This window comes from Paenibacillus antibioticophila (genome assembly GCF_000455265.1).
GTDB lineage: Bacteria > Bacillota > Bacilli > Paenibacillales > Paenibacillaceae > Fontibacillus > Fontibacillus antibioticophila.
Genome location: NZ_HG005139.1, coordinates 2,101,758 through 2,119,203 on the forward strand (window position 1 = coordinate 2,101,758; position 17,446 = coordinate 2,119,203).

Consider the following 17,446-nt stretch of genomic DNA (forward strand, 5'->3'; position numbering starts at 1 on the left):
TCCTTGCCTTGCACGCGGTAGCCGCCGATCTGATTGACCGATTGCGGTGTCAAGCCGATATGACCCAGCACCGGCACGCCTGCCTGGACAATGCTCTGCACCTGAAGCGCAATCTCCGCACCGCCCTCCATTTTAACCGCATGGGCATGGCCTTCCTGCATGATTCTTCTTACTGTCCGGAGCGTCTCATCAATGCTCCCGTGATATGTCATGAATGGCAAATCCGCTACAATGAACGTATTCCCGGCAGCACGAGCGACAGAACGGGTATGATAGACGATATCGTCCGTAGTCACCGGAATCGTGGAATCATAACCCAATACTACATTGCCCAGCGAATCGCCAACAAGAATGATGTCGATATCCGCTTCCTCCGCCAGCTTCGCGGAAGGGTAGTCATAGGCCGTAATCATCGTGATCGGGTTGCCTTCCTGCTTCATTTTTTTCATCTTCACAATGTTTAGTGCACGTTTTTCAGCCATCGTTGTCATTATCCTCCTTCGGTATTTTGCACACCAGGATATTCTGGACGCACAAAAAAAACCTTTTAGTTTGGCACTAAAGGTCCCGAATCCACACAAAAGAAGAGTCGTCTTTCGCTCGTTCTTTCTGTCTCGGTCCTCATCGGCTCAGAGCAGAATCCATGCGATCTTGGAAACTCTGTACTACTTACCTGTCTAACTTAAGTCTGCCCATTGGAGTGCAATTCGATTTCAAATCGATATCGCCTCATGTGGACAGTATAACAAATTGCAAAACATTTTACATCAGTCAAGTTCAAGTTCTCCGGAAAAAATCGTGGCAAGCGCTCCGGATTCATCCAGAATCACTAATCCGCCAGAATCATCCAGGGCGACTGCTCTGCCGGTATTCATCCCCTGATGACCGGCGACCGACACGCCCCGCCCTAGCGTGACGGACATGTCCTCCCACAGTAATCTGATCGGCTGGAAGCCTTCAGCTTGATAAAGCTCCATTAGCTGCTCCATTCGAAGAAGCACCTCTGCCGCAAGCTCCGCCCGGTCTTGAGTCTGACCCGCAGCCAGCTTTAGCGAGGTAGCGACGCCCTGCAAATGCTCGGGGAGGTCTTCCTGCTCCAGATTAACATCAATTCCGATCCCCGCGATGCAATATTTCATCCGGGTATCTTCCCCTGCCGATTCAAGAAGAATCCCGCATATCTTCTTGCCGCCTGCAAGCAGATCGTTCGGCCACTTGATGCCGGCCTCCACACCGGTTACCTTGCGTATCGCCAGGCATACTGCTACTGCGGTCATCAAGGTAAGCTGCGGAGCGGACCTTAGTGGCAGCTCGGGACGCAGCACCAGGCTCATCCAAATGCCCTTGCCGGCTGGAGAATGCCAGCTGCGCCCTTGTCTTCCTCTACCTACAGTCTGCTGCTCAGCAAAAACAAGCGTCCCCTCCGGCTCCCCTTCCTCTGCCAATTCCTTGGCTACGATTTGGGTGGAGCTTGTTACGCTCAGCAGTTGCAGCTTCCTCCCATAGAGCTTCGTCTGCAAATACCGCTCCAGCCGTTCGGCAGTCATTAGATCCGGGGCATGAAGGAGACGGTACCCCCTGCGGGATACCGCATCAAATTCATAACCTTCTTCCCTTAGCTTGTTAATCTGCTTCCAGACTGCGGTTCGGCTGATCTTCAGCAGCTTGCTTAAGTCTTCTCCGGACAAATATTCCCCTGTTGCAGCATGTTCCTTCAGCAAGGTTAACAGTCTAGATGTGTCCATACGTATTCACCACAGCTTTCGCATGTTCAAGAAGTACATTTCTCTCATTTGTTAATTCCCCTGCCGCAACGGCAAGGAGTAATCCGTTTAACAGCTCTGTTAACCAAGGGCCGCCTTTCCGCCCGGTTGCGGCAATAATCTCACCGCCGCTTAGCTTCAGATCCGACAGAGCAAATACGGTGATCGCTCTATACCACTCTGCCTCCGGGAAATTCTCCGTTAGAAGGTTAGCTTTACCTGGATCGTTCTCTTCGTTTTCCGGACGGTGGTTCTTAATCAGAGCCTTTCTCCGCAGCAGCCAGCCTTCCGCCGTCTCCTTGCCGAGCCGAAGCGTCGTCTCGATGAACCGGGTTCTCCGTGCTTCCAGCGAAATGGAGCGATCTTCATTCAGCGTGTTCATCACTTCATCGAAGATGATGATGTTGGACACCGCCTGGGACAGCTTCCTTGAAAATGTCCAGCGCTTCAGCATCGGGACTGCCTCCTCACCGCGAACGCTCAAGCCTTGAAGCAGCAGCGACCATCGAAGCTCCGGCAGCTCCGCCCCTTCGGCATGCTCGATGGCAGCCAGCCAGCCATTCGGCGCTTCCTTGACAGGCCACCGCAGCGCCGACATCGGAACAGGTGCGTTTATGTATTCTAGCAAACCGCTTCTCCGCAGCAGTTCCAGCCCCCGCAGGGGGCGAGGGCCTGTGATCATCTTTTCCAGCTCAGTGCGAATACGCTCTGTTGCGATAAAGGCGATCTTGTCGCGGCAAATTCGAAGACCGGACCAGGTGCTCTTGGTCAGACGGAAGCCGAAGACCGAAGCGAACCGAACAGCCCGCACCATGCGCAGAGCATCCTCATCAAAGCGTTCCGCAGCACTCCCTACCGCACGAATGACACCCGCTTCAATATCCTGAAGCCCGTGATACGGGTCGCTAATCTGTCCGTGACGATCCATTGCGATAGCATTCATCGTGAAATCACGCCGCTGCAAATCCTGCTCAAGTTCACGCACATACTGCACCTCGGAGGGCCTGCGGTGCCCCTCATATTCCGCTTCCTTGCGAAAGGTCGTCACCTCGAACGCATGATCCTCCATCAGCACAGTTACAGTACCATGCTGAATTCCGGTCGGCACAGTCCGGTCAAACAGAGCAACGACCTGTTCCGGTGTGGCCGAGGTTGCAATATCCATATCGTGAACCGGGCGCCCCATCAATTCATCCCGAACGCACCCGCCTACGAAGTAGGCTTCGAAGCCCTGCAACGCAAGCCGTTCCAGCACCAGCTCCCCCTGATGAACCATCAGGGGGGGAACCATTTTCCATCTGTTCATAGGATCAGCCTCCAAGCACACTTCTCGTGCAAATCTAAGACTCAAGGACAGATTTGATTCACGCCGGGAGTCTCGCGTTGAAGCACTCGATAGTAAATGGACTCGTAAGTCCGCATCATCCGTTCGCTGCTAAAATCATTCTTGGCGCGATACAGACAGGCTTCGCGAAATCTCTTCATCTGTTCAGGCTGGGTCAGCAAGGTGAGACAATGTTCAGCCATCGCATCCACATCGCCAATCGGAGCCAGATAGCCGGTCTCGCCGTGTGTTATCAATTCCGGAATACCTCCCGCAATGGAGCCCACCGTAGGCACACCGCACGCCATTGCCTCCAGCGCGACAAGCCCGAAGCTCTCCTTCTCGGAAGGAAGCAGCAGCAGATCCGCCATGGAGATCACCTGGGCGATATCATCCTGTTTGCCCAGAAAATGCACCTTATCCTCTATCCCCATCTCCCGGATCTTCCATTGAATCTTTGGAAGGTCCGGGCCTTCGCCGACAAATAACAGCTTTGCAGGCATCTGCTCCTGAACCTTCTTGAATACTTCAACCACATCGCCAACCCGCTTCACCGGCCGGAAATTCGAAATATGCATCAATACCTTTTCGCCCGGTTCTGCAAAGTCGCTTTTGCAGTTGCAGGTATTTCGCGGATAATATTCTCGCGGATCTACGAAATTATAGGTCAGATCGATCTCGCGGGTAATATCCAGTACTTCCCGGGTCTCCCGGGTCAGATCCTTGGACACCGAGGTTACAGCATCGCTCTCATTAATGGCAAGCCGAATCAGATCCTTCAGCGACTCGTCCTGAGCCAGCACCGTAATATCCGTTCCATGCAAGGTCGTGACCACCTTCAGCTTATCGCCGACCATCTGCTTGGCCAGGAAGGCGCACACAGCATGCGGAACGGCATAGTGTACATGAAGCACGTCCAGCTCCTGCTGCTTGGCGACTTGAGCCATTTTCGTAGCTAACGATAGATCATAAGGCGGATAGCGGAACACATAATAGTCGCTGACATCCACTTCGTGATACTTAATATTTTTATGAAAGCTGCCAAGACGGAAAGGAACACTATGCGATATAAAATGAACCTCATGCCCCTTCTCCGCAAGCAGCTTGCCGAGTTCTGTCGCAACTACTCCTGACCCGCCGAGTGACGGGTAACATGTAATGCCGATCTTCAGAAATGAATCCATCCGCCAGCGGCCTCCTTGATTCCTTAATTCACAAGTATAGTTTATGAGCGGCTGGCTCCGAACAGATGAACAAGATAAGGTGTCTTTACCGTGAAGCCTTCGGCATAAGGAATCAGCCGGGCTTGGCCCAGTAAGGCATCTCTGGCCTGCACCCTTTCGATATACCCCTGATTCAGCGGCGTCGGCGCAGCATCGTCACCTTCCGCTTTTATGAACTGGGAACGGTAACAGCCAAGAGCCTGCTGTTTGAGCGCATAATGGTCCGTTACATCCACCAGCACATCCGGGGTTGTCCAGTCGTTAATATAGTAAAAATAAAGCTCCGGCAGACTAACCGCCGGCTTGTCCGGCATATACCGGCGCAGCTTCGCATTAAATACCGCCTCTTGCACCAGCTTGCTGCAGGCTACATGATCGGGATGGCGATCCTCCCAATGAGGAGCAAACACCATCTTCGGTGCATAGGTGCGAATCAGTTCAGTTACGGCAGCAATCTGTTCCGGTGTCCCGAATAGCCCGCGGTCCGGCAGACCGAGATTTATGCGCATGGCAACGCCTAGCACTCGGGCAGCCGCATCGGCTTCTTGAAGCCTTAGCTCTACCGTGCCATTCGAGGACAATTCGGCCTGCGTCAGATCACACAGACCAACCCGCATACCGGCAGCGGTATGCTTAGCAATTGTGCCTGCCATCCCAATCTCCGCATCATCTGCATGAGCACCGAACACAAGGATGTCCAACGGTTCTACAGATGTACTCATCCTTAACCCAATCCCGGCTTGTTGGATTCTACCAGCTCACGCCAGCCGAAATCTCCGCGATCCAGAGCACGAACCAGAATCTCAGCCGTAGCCAAATTCGTCGCGACAGGAATACCGTGCACATCGCACAATCTCAACAGCGCGGTAATGTCCGGCTCGTGAGGCTGTGCCATTAATGGATCACGGAAGAAGAGCACGAGATCCATTTCATTTTGCGCGATCAGAGCGCCGATTTGCTGGTCGCCGCCAAGCGGCCCGGAGAGGAAGCGGTGAATCTGCAGATCTGTCGCTTCCATAATACGCATCCCCGTCGTACCGGTCGAATACAGCTTCTTCCCCCTGAACACATGCTCATAGGCAATGACAAAATTAACGATATCTTCTTTCTTACGGTCGTGTGCAATAAAAGCGATATTCAACATGTTCTCTCTCTCCCCTTACTATCCATCCATTAAATGTTCGAAACCATAAACCATGCCCTCGCATTGAAGCACTTTCTTGACCGCCAAATTAACGCCCGGCATATATCCTGCACGCTCGAAGGAATCGTGGCGTATCTTGAGACTCTGCCCGAATCCGCCAAAGATGACCTCCTGCTGCGCAAATACTCCAGGCAGCCGGACACTGTGGATTCTAAAGCCATTATAATAGCCGCCTCTTGAGCCTTCAATCGTCTCTTCCTCGTTCGGATTGCCCTGGCGCAGCTCTTCCCGGTTAGCCGCAATCAGTTCAGCGGTCTTCACCGCCGTTCCCGAAGGCGCATCCAGCTTCTGATCCCCATGATATTCGATAATCTCCAGATGCGGAAAATATTTGGCTGCTTCCGCGGCGAACTTCATCATCAGAATCGCGCCGATTGAGAAGTTTGGTGCAATGAGCCCGCCAAGCTTCTTGGCCCGGCACTGCTTGTCCAGATCCTCGATCTGTTCCGGCGTGAAGCCGGTCGTACCGATTACAGGAGCAACGCCATGCTTGATGGCTAGCTCGGTATTTCCGTATGCCGATGCCGGGGTAGTAAAATCGACCATGACGTGCGGCTTGCTCTCAAGCAGCGCAAGCTCCAGGTCGGATGTCAGTCTTACACCGCAAGGCTTCAATCCCGCCAGGGTCCCTGCATCCTCCCCATCATTGTCGATGCTGATGGCGGCAACCAGCTCCAGACTTTCATCCTCCAGCACCATTTTGACGACTTCGCGTCCCATTCTGCCTGCTGCACCAGCCACAGCAACTCTGATTCTATCCGTCATCCTGATACCTCCACTTGTTCAACTAGGTTTTCATGGTTTTGCGTATTCTTTGCTCCAGTTCTCGAAGCTGTGTCGCCACCGCTTCATCCTGGGGCAGTGACGATGCATCCCGAAGCGCCTTCAGCGCATTCACATATTGACCCGTCTCGGCATAGGCAATAGCTAACCACACCTGTGAATCCACAGATAGCGGATCCAGCTGGACGGCCCGCTTCAACAGTCGTATCGCAGATGATGAATTGCTTCCCTGTGACGAACTGCTAGAGGAAGAATCCAAACGCTTCTTGGCCAGCTGTGTTAGCTCCTTGGCTTGTATCCGGTCAAAATGCAGCTTATATTCCTCCTGCGCAGGCATTAATGCGAATGCGAGTCTGGCGTTGGCAATGGCTTTGTCCAGCCTGTTGCTTCGCGCACATGTAATGGAGCACCGATAATGAATATCTGCGTTATCCGGCTCAATAGCGAGCGCCTGGTCAAACCAGGATATCGCCTGTTCAAAATCATTATTGTAAATGCTGCGGTATGCCTTCTTAAGATAGTCCTCCGCCTTCATCTGCTTCCCCCCTGTCATGGGCTGTTCACAGTACAGCATATGACAGAGGTTCTTATTCGGTGTCCTTACGAGTCCAACGATTCGCATCGCGAGTATTGAATTTATGCATCACTTTATTGTGAGCTTCCGTCAGATCGATGCCCAGCGAATTGGCGAAGCACATGGTGATAAACATAATGTCCCCAAGCTCCAATTCAATGGAATTATCCGCTTCGTCTGCTTTTTTCTTCTTCTCGCCATAGCTATGATTGACCTCTCGGGCCAACTCTCCGACTTCTTCACTCATTCTAGCCATCAACGCAAGCGGACTGAAATAGCCTTCCTTAAACTGCGATATGTATCGGTCCACTTCACGCTGCATTTCGGCGAGAGACTTCTCTTCCATCCGACATTCCTCCGCAAGTTGTGAGTTTCATCCCTATGTTATCGCAAAGCAGTTTTGAAGACAAATCATTTTTAATCACACGAAAAAAAGATATACTAAGTAAGTATGCGAAAAATTCACTTTCTATGGATAGGTGAGGGATGAAATTAATGAATTCATTTAAAGTATCGGGAGTCGTGAAAACGGTGCTTCCTATTTTATTGGGAACCGCAATCTATGCCTTCGGACTTCTCTATTTTATTATACCCAATCAGCTTATGGAGGGAGGGGTGACCGGAATCACGATCCTGCTCAAATACGCTTTTGGTATTTCACCATCGTTCTCCAATTTGCTTCTGAATATCCCGCTATTCTTTCTGGGATGGAAAATTCTTGGCGGACGCCAGATTGTTTATACCGGAATCGGGATCGGTTCGTTGTCCTTTTTCTTATGGATCTTCGAAAAGATGATTGAGCACGGCTGGATCGAAACCTTCGAAACGGATTTTATTCTGGCCTCTCTCTATGCAGGTGTAACGCTTGGCGCTGGACTTGGCATTGTATTTCGATTCGGCGGCACGACGGGCGGATCCGATATTGTAGCCCGAATTCTGAACCGCAAATACGGCTTCAGTATGGGACAGGTCATTCTGACTATCGATATTATCATTATTGCGCTGTCACTTTTCTATGTAGCGAAGGAAAATATTTTATACACCCTTGTCGCGGTATTCATCGCTTCCAAAGTTATCGACTTTATCCAGGAGGGGGCATACTCGGCCAAGGCCTTTACCATTATTAGTGATCATGCTCCGGACATTGCGGATATGATTACGAAGGAAATGGATCGGGGAGTGACCTTGATCCCGGCGATCGGCGCCTACTCCAAGCAATCCAAATACATGGCATACTGCGTCGTCTCCCGTCCGGAGATCCGCCGCCTTCATCAAATCGCAAAATCGGTCGACCCCCGGGCATTCATTATTATCAACGATGTGCATGATGTGCATGGGGAAGGATTTAAGGAAGATTAGCATAAGGAAATGGCATTCTGTATTCCTTCGATAAAAAAGGCGAGCTCCAAGGATTGGGCTCGCTAATTATCCAGTAGACTACTCTATTTCAATTTCAACAATTCTTCCGGTAATCACGCCATTCTCATCTTTGTGGAAGAGCATGGCTCTATAGTTATCCCCGTTCCCGCTAATTGGAAGCCGTCGATCCGTAAATCCGGTCTGTCCCTCTTCGAATAAATTTTCAAGGGAAATGGTTGCGGTTAAGTCTCCGTAAGTATACGTGATATTCCCAGAGGCATCATAGGTCACTTCCTTGATCGAATCGGTAATCGTCTCGCCTACCTGCTCACCGTTGCGGATTTTGGCCCGCAATTCCTCAATCCAGCGAACCCAAGCCTCATCCCCCGTACTCCCCGAGTATTCATGGTTTTCCGTGTTCTGCGTAGATGTAGAGTTGTTCAGCAATTCTTTCAAATAAGTCTCTGCGGTTTGACGATCTGCCTTTGCCGGATCAAGAGGAAGATCGAACAAAAGTGAGGCCTTAGAGTAGTCCTCTCTTACATGAACCTCACCTGTATTCTCATCGAACCTAAACGCCTCGTTGCTATAGAACGAAGTCCCGCTGCTAATTGCCAAGTACACCCCTCTGTCTGCAAATACCTCTACCTGATCGCATTCAATCATTCTATACATCACACCGTCCATAACAGTTTCACTGTACCCGCCATTCATCGTTGCGATATTGACCATCCAAGGCTTCTGCCCTTTTATCAACGGAGATATAAAAAACAGATCTTGTCCGTACTCGGGCTCGGAAGGACGAGGCATCGGTGTCCCATCCAGTCTGGCAATCGATACAACCGCATATGTCCTGTCAGGAAAAATATCCTCCGATTCCTGGCGGAATTCGCTTAAATTCTCTCCGGAGACAAGACCGTGCAGTGTAAAGCGATATCCCCCGGAATCCTTCGATTGATCGATCAGAATAGCATCCTTGCTGTCAAACGCATCGGCCAGCAGCCGATCACCTAATTGCTCGGCAACCTGCCTTGCTGAGAATAATTGTCCCGCCGCATAAGCGGACAACGACAAGACTAGCATCAACATGACGGCGGCCAATCCTACTGATACTTTCCTCTTATACCTCGGCTTCAACTGTTGGTGTGCCAGAAGTTTACGGATAATTACTTGATTTAGTTTTTCTTCAGGCTCCATTTCAGAAGCCAGAGAAGCCCGTAGTATTCGCTCCCAATCTGCATCATTCATATGGAATCATCCCCCACAACATTTCTCATGATCCTGCGAGCCTTATGTAGCCTGCTTTTCACCGTTCCGCCCGGGATGCTAAGCGTCGAAGCAATCTCTTCAATGGTCATGTCCACCGCATAGTACATAATAAGTGGTAACTTAAGCTTATCGTCCAGTTGATCAGCTGCTTTCTGGATCATGGTACGAAGCTCCTGCGACAGCAGGGCATCTTCTGGATTCTCATTACATGCAAGGGATCCAGGGTAATACCCCCCCGCTTCGTCAAGCTGAATGGGATGGGCAATTTTCCGCCTCCAGGCGAGTTTTCGACGGGAATTTCTGTGCAACCGGATCGCAATGGAGATCAGGAAAGCTTTTGGATTGCCCGACATATCCATCTTGTGTCTTAATTCAGCGGCCTTCAGAAAAGTATCTTGATACAAATCGTCCGCGTCTTCCTTGTTTCTGGTCAGATTGTAACAAAAGCCATAAATCGCCTTACCGTGCAGCTCCACCAGTTCGATCAACTCATCAATTTCCAAGTAACTCCTCCTCTCTGATCAAGCATTCATTTATACATTGTCACAAATCATGAATAGGTTCATTTTTATACAAATTAATTCTGCCAAAAAAAGACACGGCCCTTGGACGGCCATGTCTGTATTTAGCTATTCAATAAACTGAAGCTCGCAAAGCTGATTCACAGGTAGAAGAACTGGTGTAATGCACGTTGAGTGCTTGCTATAGATCTTTTTCTGTTTTTCTTTCATAGCACTCGTGACAGTTCCGGAACTTTCTATGACAAGGTAATTTTTGGGAAGTTTAAATTTTAGGAATGGAATGTCGAGAATGTCGAAATAGGTCGTATAATGATAATTATCCGACAAATGTCATGGGCAAAAATGTATAAAAAGACCGTTTTTTGTTGGAGTGATTAATCAAATTATAGGACAAACAACCTACTTTGCATAGAGCATTAGTAAATAATTTCCCGCAGCGTATCATGTACATAATCCGGGGCCGCCTTCTTCATTTGCTCCACAGTATGCAAGTATCGCTGTGTCGTATTAATATGTGAATGACCTAGCGTTTCTTGCACTTGCTGAAGCGATGCTCCCCCAAGTAATGCCAAGGTAGCGTTTGTATGTCTCAGCCAGTGCGGCGTCAGCTTTTTCGTTATCCCGCTTCTTTCTCCAGCCTTGCGAATAATTCGTTCAATTTGTCTTGTGGAGATTGGAAACAATCTGAACGTTGCAGGAGGAACAGCGTCTCCGAACATACGCGTTGCGTAATCCAAAAATATGTTCCATAAACTTTCGGGCACCTTAACTTCCCTTGTTTTTCCGCCCTTTGTATATTGAAGCGTAAGCCACACACTCGATTCTAAAGGATCACTGTGAAAATTCCCCCAACAGATCGAACTGAGCTCTGACACACGCAAACCAAGCAATACGAGGGATAGCCCGATCAAGTAATTCCTTTGACTATCCTTCTGCAGATACTTCAGCAGCAACCCTACCTCTTTTTTAGTTAAAAAATTCCGGTGGCTTGTTACCTGTACAACAGGAAGGCGCACATTAGATGTAGGATTACTTTTAAAGAGCCCGACGTTTTCATCGCTCCCCCATCTATATAATGATTTCAGTGGAGCAATAAAAGCCGCGATGCTCGCTGGCGCCAGCGAGCTTTTTGCACTTAACTTCTCACGCTGCTGCAGATAAAGCTTAAACGACTCAATTTCCCTCCATGTTACCGTATCAAGCTTCTTGAACCCAATGAATTCCCGAAAACAATGAATAGCTCTTAAGTAGCTCCTCTTCGTATTTTCTGCAGTACAGCAGGCACTTAAAAACATGTTGACGATCTTATCGTCACTAAGGCCCTTTGAATCCGAATGAAGCAAAGCGAACGAATCTGCAAGAATCATGTTGTTAGTAGTAGTCATTCATGTGTCCCCCTGAATTTTTGTAGGATAATTATCATTATACGACCTATCTAGGTCGATATTTACTTGATTTTGAAACTTGACACGTCGCAAGTCATCGGGATGAAGGCATGCAAAGACCGCAAGTGATTGAATTTACTAGGAAAAGGAGGTTTTTTTGACTGTCTCGCTGATAACATCGTCGGATTCTGTTTTCATGTATCTCACAGGAAAGGAGAACCATATTGAGCCCTTTGCAAGAATTAATCGACCGACAGTCCGTAATATACCAAGAATCTACTCCTCTGATTCACCTCATGAACTTTATGCAAAAACATCGTCCTGAAATCTATCAACATAGTATTCGGGTAGCTATATTCGCAGAACGAATCGCCACGAAGATGAGTCTGGGAACTTGTGAGAAAGAGAATTTATTGCGCGGCTGTTTTCTTCATGATCTGGGTAAAATCATGCTGCCCATAAGCGTGCTGGAGCAAACAGCCCCCCTTTCCACTCAGCAATGGCGAATTATTAAGCTTCACCCGCAGGTAGGTGCGGATCTTTTACATAACATTTCTGATTTTGAGGAATCCGTCTTCGAAGTGATTCTTCATCATCATGAACGTTGGGACGGGTATGGGTATCCTTCCGGGCTTAAAGAGCAGGAAATCCCCTTACTAGCTCGCATCTGTTCCATAGCTGACGCCTATGACGCAATGATGAGCGAACGACCATACCGTCCAAATTTGACGCTCGAACAGGTCAAGCAGGAATTGCAACGCAATAGTGCCATCCAGTTCGATCCGGACATTACCCGGGTAGCACTTGAGCTGTTCGATTCGGACAACTCTTATCTTGGGTGAAATCAGGAAAGGTAGGAAACTGAGAAATGCAATCAACAGATCAGGAGCAGTATATCGAGTTTTGTGTAGACAGTGAGAACTATGCGATCACGATCTCCGAAATTCATGAGATTATTAAGATGCAGGCCATAACTGATATCCCTAACAGCTACCCTTATGTCCAGGGTGTGATTAACTTGCGGGGAAAAATCGTACCTGTCATTAGTCTAAGGAGCCTATTTATGCTGGAACCCGATGAATTCACGAAAGCCACACGCATCGTGGTTGCCAATCACAAGGAAGAAGCAGTAGGAATCATTGTGGATAAAGTCAGCAAGGTAACCACCTTCAGTGATATTCAACCCCCTCCGGATAAGATCGCTCAGGTAAGCGGTAGTTTATTTACAGGTATTGGGTTGGCGTCAGACGGGAGCCTGGTAGGAATTCTAAAACTAGATGAGGTGCTTCTCGGAGACAGCTAGGAGGAACATTCGTGACCAATTTGTCGGACTACCGCGAATTATACTTAGAAGAATTGGATGAACAGCTTCAGCTTATTGAAGAAGAAGTATTACGTCTTGAGCAGGAAGGGCCTGCCGACAGCGCTATTGATCGGCTTTTTCGCGCTGCGCACACTTTAAAGGGCTCTTCCGCCGCGATGGGATACCACAAGATGAAGGAAGTGACTCATCATGTTGAGCATCTTCTGGATCAAGTAAGAAATGGACAGCTATCTGTGGCCAAGCCCTTAATTAACCTTATGTTCACAGGACTCGATGTCATGAAAGGACTTCAAGATGAAATCATCCAGACCGATTCCGAAACAGCAGATATTTCATCCCTTCTGCAGGAGCTTCAGCAGTACAGCCTACTCGAAGCCTCAGAAGCCGAAGCATTTGAAGAAAATGCAGTTTCTCCAGAATGGCATGAACGTCTGAAGCAGCATGTCAAGCAAGCATTACAGTCCGGAAAAAAGTTATTTTCGATCAGGGTGTCCCTTTCTCCCCACGCACAGATGAGACAGCCGCGAATGTATCTGGTCGAAACGGAACTCAGGAACTATGGCACGATGGTAGACAGCGATCCCCCGAGCTGGGAATCGCTTAAGGAAGAGGAAATCCATGAAGTAACATGGATTCTGGCCTCTAATGACCTGGATGATCAAGGACTTAAAAAGAGCGTGAGTGCAATATTGGATGTGGAAACGGTAGACGTCCTCCCCTTCTTGCTCTCTGATATTCCAGGTAACGCAGAAGCACCAAAAGAGCTGTTGCCGGAGGCTGCGGATTCTTCTCTCTTACAGCGCTCTGAAATGCCGGGGACAAAGAGTAAATCCCCAACCATCCGGGTGAATATCGAACGATTGGATCATTTGATGAATCTCGCTGGTGAGCTTGTGATTGATCAGACGAGATTTCAGCAGATCAAGCAACTGTTCAGACAAAAATTCGGCGCCGATGAGCTTGTTGAAGAGCTGGTTCAGCTTTCGGACCATTTGAGCTTGCTCACCAGCGAATTGCAGGACGGTGTAATGAAAGCCCGGATGTTTCCAATTGAGCAGCTGTACAGCCGTTTTCCGCGTATGGTTAGGGATTTATCCGAATCTTTGGGCAAACAGGTTGACCTTATTTTGCAAGGGAAAGATACCGAGCTGGACCGCAACCTAATAGAAGAGATCGGCGACCCTCTGATCCACCTGATCCGTAACGCGGTTGATCATGGGATCGAGAGGCCGGAGCAAAGACGGTTGATCGGTAAAAGCGAGCGCGGCACAGTCACCATATCCGCTATACATCAGGATAACCATGTCGTGATCTCCATTCGAGATGACGGAGCTGGGATGGACGCAGACAAGCTTCGTTTATCAGCCGTCCAGAAAGGAATCCTATCACAGGCTGAAGCCCAGCGCTTGAGTGATGATGAAGCTCTTCATCTCATCTTCAGACCGGGATTTTCAACTGCCGCCGAGGTGAGTGAAGTCTCCGGCCGCGGGGTGGGCATGGACATTGTTCGCAATAATATTGAACGCATGAGCGGCATGATTGATATTGAGACAGTCAAGGGTGAAGGCACCGTATTCCAGATCCGCCTCCCCCTTACTTTAGCCATTGTTACAGGATTGCTCGTAAAAATCAGCGGACGGACCTTTATTATTCCTATGAGCAGCGTTGCGGAGATTACACGGGTCGAAACAGATGAAATCAAAAGGCTGCAAGGGGAGCCTGTTATAAAAATCCGGCAACAAGTCATCCCTGTCGTCTGGCTGCAGGAACATTTTCAATACCCGCATTCTCCAGCTCGCAACTATTTGCCTATGGTTATTATCGGAAGGGCTGAAAAGCGAGTCGCACTGGCAGTGGATGAGTTGATCGGAAATCAGGAGATCGTGATCAAGAGTCTTGGCAGCTTTATCGCCAGAACTGACGGGATTTCAGGAGCAACGATTTTAGGCAGCGGTAATGTAGCCCTTATTCTTGATGTCGAAACAATTATTAAGTTATCCGGCAACGCATAGACAACCCAACGAACCTGGAGGAACATCACATGAAATTTTTCTACAATTTGAAGACCAGTGTAAAGCTGATTTCCGCATTTTTGCTAGTATCGCTGATTCTCGCTTTTGTTGGAATATATAGTCTCACCAATTTAAGCAAGATGAACGGGTCCCTGAAGTCGATGTACGATGACGGGCTTATTCCTCTACAATCCGTGCAATCTGCACAGATCGGCTACACGCGTATGCGGGTTCTCGTTAGAAGCATCTATATGGCAGACAACAAAGCGGCTGAAGAGGAAGACATCAATCAACTGGAAATAGAAAAGAAAGAACTGCTGAATAATATGAATGCCTTTCGAAGTACGCTCCTCAGCGAGGAATCCAAGGCCGCTCTAGAACCGTTCGACGGACTATGGAATGAATATCTGGGGTTGCTTGATCAAGCAGTGGAAATGAGCACCAACAACCAAAAACAAGAAATGGAACAATTGATCAAGAACGAGTTGGGCGATGTCGGTGATAAAATCAGAGACCTGTTGTATGATTTGATCGACATTAATATGGCGGAGGCGGACGCGACAAAGGATGCTGGAGAGGCAACCTATACCTCCTCTAGAAATATCTCCATAGCTGTAATTGCTATTTCTGCCGTAATCTCTATTCTCCTGGGTTATATTATTGCGCAGATCATTGCCAGACCTCTTGCACGAGTCACTCAACTTGTCCAGCAAGTAGCTAGTGGAAATCTCCGGAACACTCTTGACATCTCCACTAAAGATGAGATCGGGCAGCTTGCTCAAGGAATGAATAATATGGTCTTAAGCTTGCGGGACACTGTCGGTAACATTTTGAGCCATGCTCAAAGCCTCGCTGCAGCCTCTCAGCAAATCTCTGCCAGCACGGAGGAAATTGCCAGCGGAAATGCAAGTCAGGCGAGTGATGCTCAGACGATGAATGAATTGTTCAAGGACTTGTCTGCAGCGATACACGCCGTAGCCCGTAACACCGAGCTGGCCTCCGAACTGTCTAATGAAACCGTGCGTATCGCTGAGGAAGGAAGCCATGTTGTTCAAACCTCCAGCGAAAGCATGAAATCAGTAAGTCTGCAAATGACGAGATTGGAAGATGATTCGCAGAGGGTTGGCGAAATTATTAGTGTGATTGAGGATATTGCAGATCAAACCAACTTGCTTGCGCTTAATGCGGCAATTGAAGCAGCAAGAGCCGGCGAGCAGGGTCGCGGGTTCGCGGTAGTCGCCGATGAAGTGCGAAAGCTTGCCGAACGTAGCGGCGAAGCAACCAAGCAGATTACAGGTATTATTAAAGGCATGCAGGAAAATACCCGTGCCAGCGTAAAATCCGTACATGACAGCGCGGAATTGTCTGAACGTACCGGAGAGTCCTTTGGACACATCGTTAATTATGTCAATGAAGCAGGCCAAAAGGTAATGGAGATTGCTGCCGCCAGTGAACAGCAGGCTGCACAGACCGCTACAGTTCTTACTGCAATTGAGAACATCTCAGCAACAACCGAGGAAGCGGCTGCCAGCAGTGAAGAAACGGCTGCCACAGCCCAGTCCCTAGCCCAAGTAGCCGAAGAGCTTCAACAATCCGTATCCACCTTCAAGCTCTAAGCCGACATGATGACCCATAAGAAGACCACTTATATTCCAAGTGATCCTCTTGTGGGTCATTTTGCCTGATCATATTGTTCAAGCATACTAGATAAAAATGTTCGAAATTCCTCGGCAAAAGCCGCAGGTTCGATGATTCTCAGATTCGTTCCGAAGCCAGCGATCAGTTGAAATCCGATTGGGCTATGGGGCACCTGGAATGTTGCCAATAAGGATTCGTCTTCAAGGCTTATAACACTATTCCGGCCATATCGCTCGATAAACTGATCCCGTATAGCGGGCTTAATCCATGCATTGACTTCGATTAATTGCGGTTGATACCGCGCCTCGGCTAAATCATGTGCCACGTCCTCCCTAGGGGAAAAGGTCTTCGACTCCATGTGAAGATGCTCGGTTCTGGACAGCTTAAAGGTTCGGTATCCCCTGCGCTCCAGACAGAATCCCCTCAAATACCAGCTCATTTCGCTAAAATGAAGCAGGTAGGGCTCCACCATTCGTTTCGTGCTCTTCCCATCCTTATCGATGTAATCAAAGGAGACCAGTCGGCCTTGATTAATGGCGTCCTGACATGTTCTCAAGACCTGTAAAATTTCAGCGCGGCCCTTCCAATCATAAAAGGACAAATGAATTGAGCTTTGTTGCACGTTCGCATGAACCATGGACGCAATTTTTCGGATGGTCAATTCGACCTCTTGGCTGAACAAAATTTGCTCCAGCCCGCTTAGCGCTGTAAGGATGTTCTCTAGATCCTGGCTGCTTAAAAGCCGCTTATCCAATTTATACTCTTCCATGATGCCATAACCCCCATTTACGCCATTGATAGCATAGATGGGAATATTGGACATGCTTAAGGCTTCCATATCACGAAGAATCGTTCTTTTGGATACATGGAATAGCTTGGCAAATTCTGATGCAGATACGATTTCTTTTTGCAGCAAGATCATTACTATAGAAATCAGTCGTTCGGTTTTTCCCATCTTCCCCATCCGTTCGCAAGTAAATCATTATTTTTTGTCTTACCGTCTAAAAAGGTGACATATTAGCTGTCATCTATTATAGCTTATACTTCATTCATAACAAGAAGGAGGT

18 protein-coding genes are annotated in these 17,446 nt (G+C 48.7%); 5 read left to right on the plus strand and 13 right to left on the minus strand.

Annotated elements, in window-relative coordinates; genetic code table 11:
* The 9 genes from TX85_RS27510 to TX85_RS09655 form a co-directional block, all read right to left on the minus strand.
* Positions 1 to 482 (minus strand): 3-methyl-2-oxobutanoate hydroxymethyltransferase (locus tag TX85_RS27510; protein WP_044478900.1); only part of this gene is annotated, 482 nt, incomplete at its 3' end.
* 285 nt (positions 483 to 767) lie between these two features.
* The gene (locus TX85_RS09620) at positions 768 to 1,745 is read right to left on the minus strand and encodes a biotin--[acetyl-CoA-carboxylase] ligase (protein WP_044478902.1); all 978 of its coding nucleotides are present in this window, start codon (positions 1,743 to 1,745) and stop codon (positions 768 to 770) included.
* The gene (locus TX85_RS09625) at positions 1,732 to 3,069 is read right to left on the minus strand and encodes a CCA tRNA nucleotidyltransferase (protein ID WP_049894889.1); all 1,338 of its coding nucleotides are present in this window, start codon (positions 3,067 to 3,069) and stop codon (positions 1,732 to 1,734) included. The genes TX85_RS09620 and TX85_RS09625 overlap by 14 nt, the downstream gene beginning before the upstream one ends.
* Before the next feature lie 41 nt (positions 3,070 to 3,110).
* Positions 3,111 to 4,271 carry an N-acetyl-alpha-D-glucosaminyl L-malate synthase BshA gene (bshA, locus tag TX85_RS09630; protein ID WP_044478904.1) on the minus strand — a complete coding sequence of 387 codons (1,161 nt, stop codon included), beginning with the start codon at positions 4,269 to 4,271 and terminating at the stop codon, positions 3,111 to 3,113.
* A gap of 41 nt (positions 4,272 to 4,312) precedes the next feature.
* A complete protein-coding gene (bshB1, locus tag TX85_RS09635; protein WP_044478906.1) occupies positions 4,313 to 5,032 on the minus strand; it encodes a bacillithiol biosynthesis deacetylase BshB1 in 720 nt (239 codons plus the stop codon).
* A 2-nt stretch (positions 5,033 to 5,034) separates the two neighbouring features.
* Positions 5,035 to 5,454: a methylglyoxal synthase gene (gene mgsA / locus TX85_RS09640; RefSeq protein WP_044478908.1), complete on the minus strand. Its 420-nt coding sequence runs from the start codon at positions 5,452 to 5,454 to the stop codon at positions 5,035 to 5,037.
* 18 nt (positions 5,455 to 5,472) lie between these two features.
* Positions 5,473 to 6,279 (minus strand): 4-hydroxy-tetrahydrodipicolinate reductase, encoded by an 807-nt coding sequence (gene dapB / locus TX85_RS09645; RefSeq protein ID WP_044478910.1) that lies wholly within the window; start codon positions 6,277 to 6,279, stop codon positions 5,473 to 5,475.
* A gap of 22 nt (positions 6,280 to 6,301) precedes the next feature.
* A complete protein-coding gene (locus tag TX85_RS09650; RefSeq protein WP_044478911.1) occupies positions 6,302 to 6,832 on the minus strand; it encodes a tetratricopeptide repeat protein in 531 nt (176 codons plus the stop codon).
* Between the two features lie 52 nt (positions 6,833 to 6,884).
* Entirely contained in the window at positions 6,885 to 7,217 is a 333-nt protein-coding gene (locus TX85_RS09655) for a nucleotide pyrophosphohydrolase (RefSeq protein ID WP_044478912.1), read from the minus strand.
* Between the two features lie 149 nt (positions 7,218 to 7,366).
* Between TX85_RS09655 and TX85_RS09660 the strand changes: the two genes are divergently transcribed.
* Positions 7,367 to 8,230: a YitT family protein gene (locus TX85_RS09660; RefSeq protein ID WP_044478913.1), complete on the plus strand. Its 864-nt coding sequence runs from the start codon at positions 7,367 to 7,369 to the stop codon at positions 8,228 to 8,230.
* Between the two features lie 78 nt (positions 8,231 to 8,308).
* Here TX85_RS09660 and TX85_RS09665 read toward each other — a convergent pair whose 3' ends face one another.
* The 3 genes from TX85_RS09665 to TX85_RS09675 all read right to left on the minus strand — a co-directional run bounded on the left by TX85_RS09665 (position 8,309) and on the right by TX85_RS09675 (position 11,405).
* A complete protein-coding gene (locus TX85_RS09665; protein WP_044478915.1) occupies positions 8,309 to 9,478 on the minus strand; it encodes a hypothetical protein in 1,170 nt (389 codons plus the stop codon).
* A complete protein-coding gene (locus TX85_RS09670; RefSeq protein ID WP_044478917.1) occupies positions 9,475 to 10,002 on the minus strand; it encodes an RNA polymerase sigma factor in 528 nt (175 codons plus the stop codon). The genes TX85_RS09665 and TX85_RS09670 overlap by 4 nt, the downstream gene beginning before the upstream one ends.
* A 434-nt stretch (positions 10,003 to 10,436) precedes the next feature.
* Positions 10,437 to 11,405 carry a tyrosine-type recombinase/integrase gene (locus TX85_RS09675; protein ID WP_044478918.1) on the minus strand — a complete coding sequence of 323 codons (969 nt, stop codon included), beginning with the start codon at positions 11,403 to 11,405 and terminating at the stop codon, positions 10,437 to 10,439.
* Positions 11,406 to 11,629: 224 nt separating this feature from the next.
* Between TX85_RS09675 and TX85_RS09680 the strand changes: the two genes are divergently transcribed.
* Genes TX85_RS09680 through TX85_RS09695 form a run of 4 tightly spaced genes read left to right on the plus strand, consistent with a single transcriptional unit; the run spans position 11,630 to position 16,357 of the window.
* On the plus strand, positions 11,630 to 12,247 hold the full coding sequence (locus TX85_RS09680) for an HD-GYP domain-containing protein (protein WP_049894890.1): 618 nt from the start codon (positions 11,630 to 11,632) through the stop codon (positions 12,245 to 12,247).
* Between the two features lie 26 nt (positions 12,248 to 12,273).
* On the plus strand, positions 12,274 to 12,708 hold the full coding sequence (locus TX85_RS09685; RefSeq protein ID WP_044478919.1) for a chemotaxis protein CheW: 435 nt from the start codon (positions 12,274 to 12,276) through the stop codon (positions 12,706 to 12,708).
* A gap of 11 nt (positions 12,709 to 12,719) precedes the next feature.
* Positions 12,720 to 14,741 (plus strand): chemotaxis protein CheA, encoded by a 2,022-nt coding sequence (locus TX85_RS09690; protein WP_044478920.1) that lies wholly within the window; start codon positions 12,720 to 12,722, stop codon positions 14,739 to 14,741.
* Positions 14,742 to 14,770: 29 nt separating this feature from the next.
* The gene (locus TX85_RS09695; RefSeq protein WP_044478921.1) at positions 14,771 to 16,357 is read left to right on the plus strand and encodes a methyl-accepting chemotaxis protein; all 1,587 of its coding nucleotides are present in this window, start codon (positions 14,771 to 14,773) and stop codon (positions 16,355 to 16,357) included.
* A gap of 56 nt (positions 16,358 to 16,413) precedes the next feature.
* Here the strand turns inward: TX85_RS09695 and TX85_RS09700 are convergent, their stop codons facing one another.
* Positions 16,414 to 17,334: a helix-turn-helix transcriptional regulator gene (locus TX85_RS09700; RefSeq protein ID WP_044478922.1), complete on the minus strand. Its 921-nt coding sequence runs from the start codon at positions 17,332 to 17,334 to the stop codon at positions 16,414 to 16,416.
* Positions 17,335 to 17,446 lie beyond the last annotated feature (112 nt).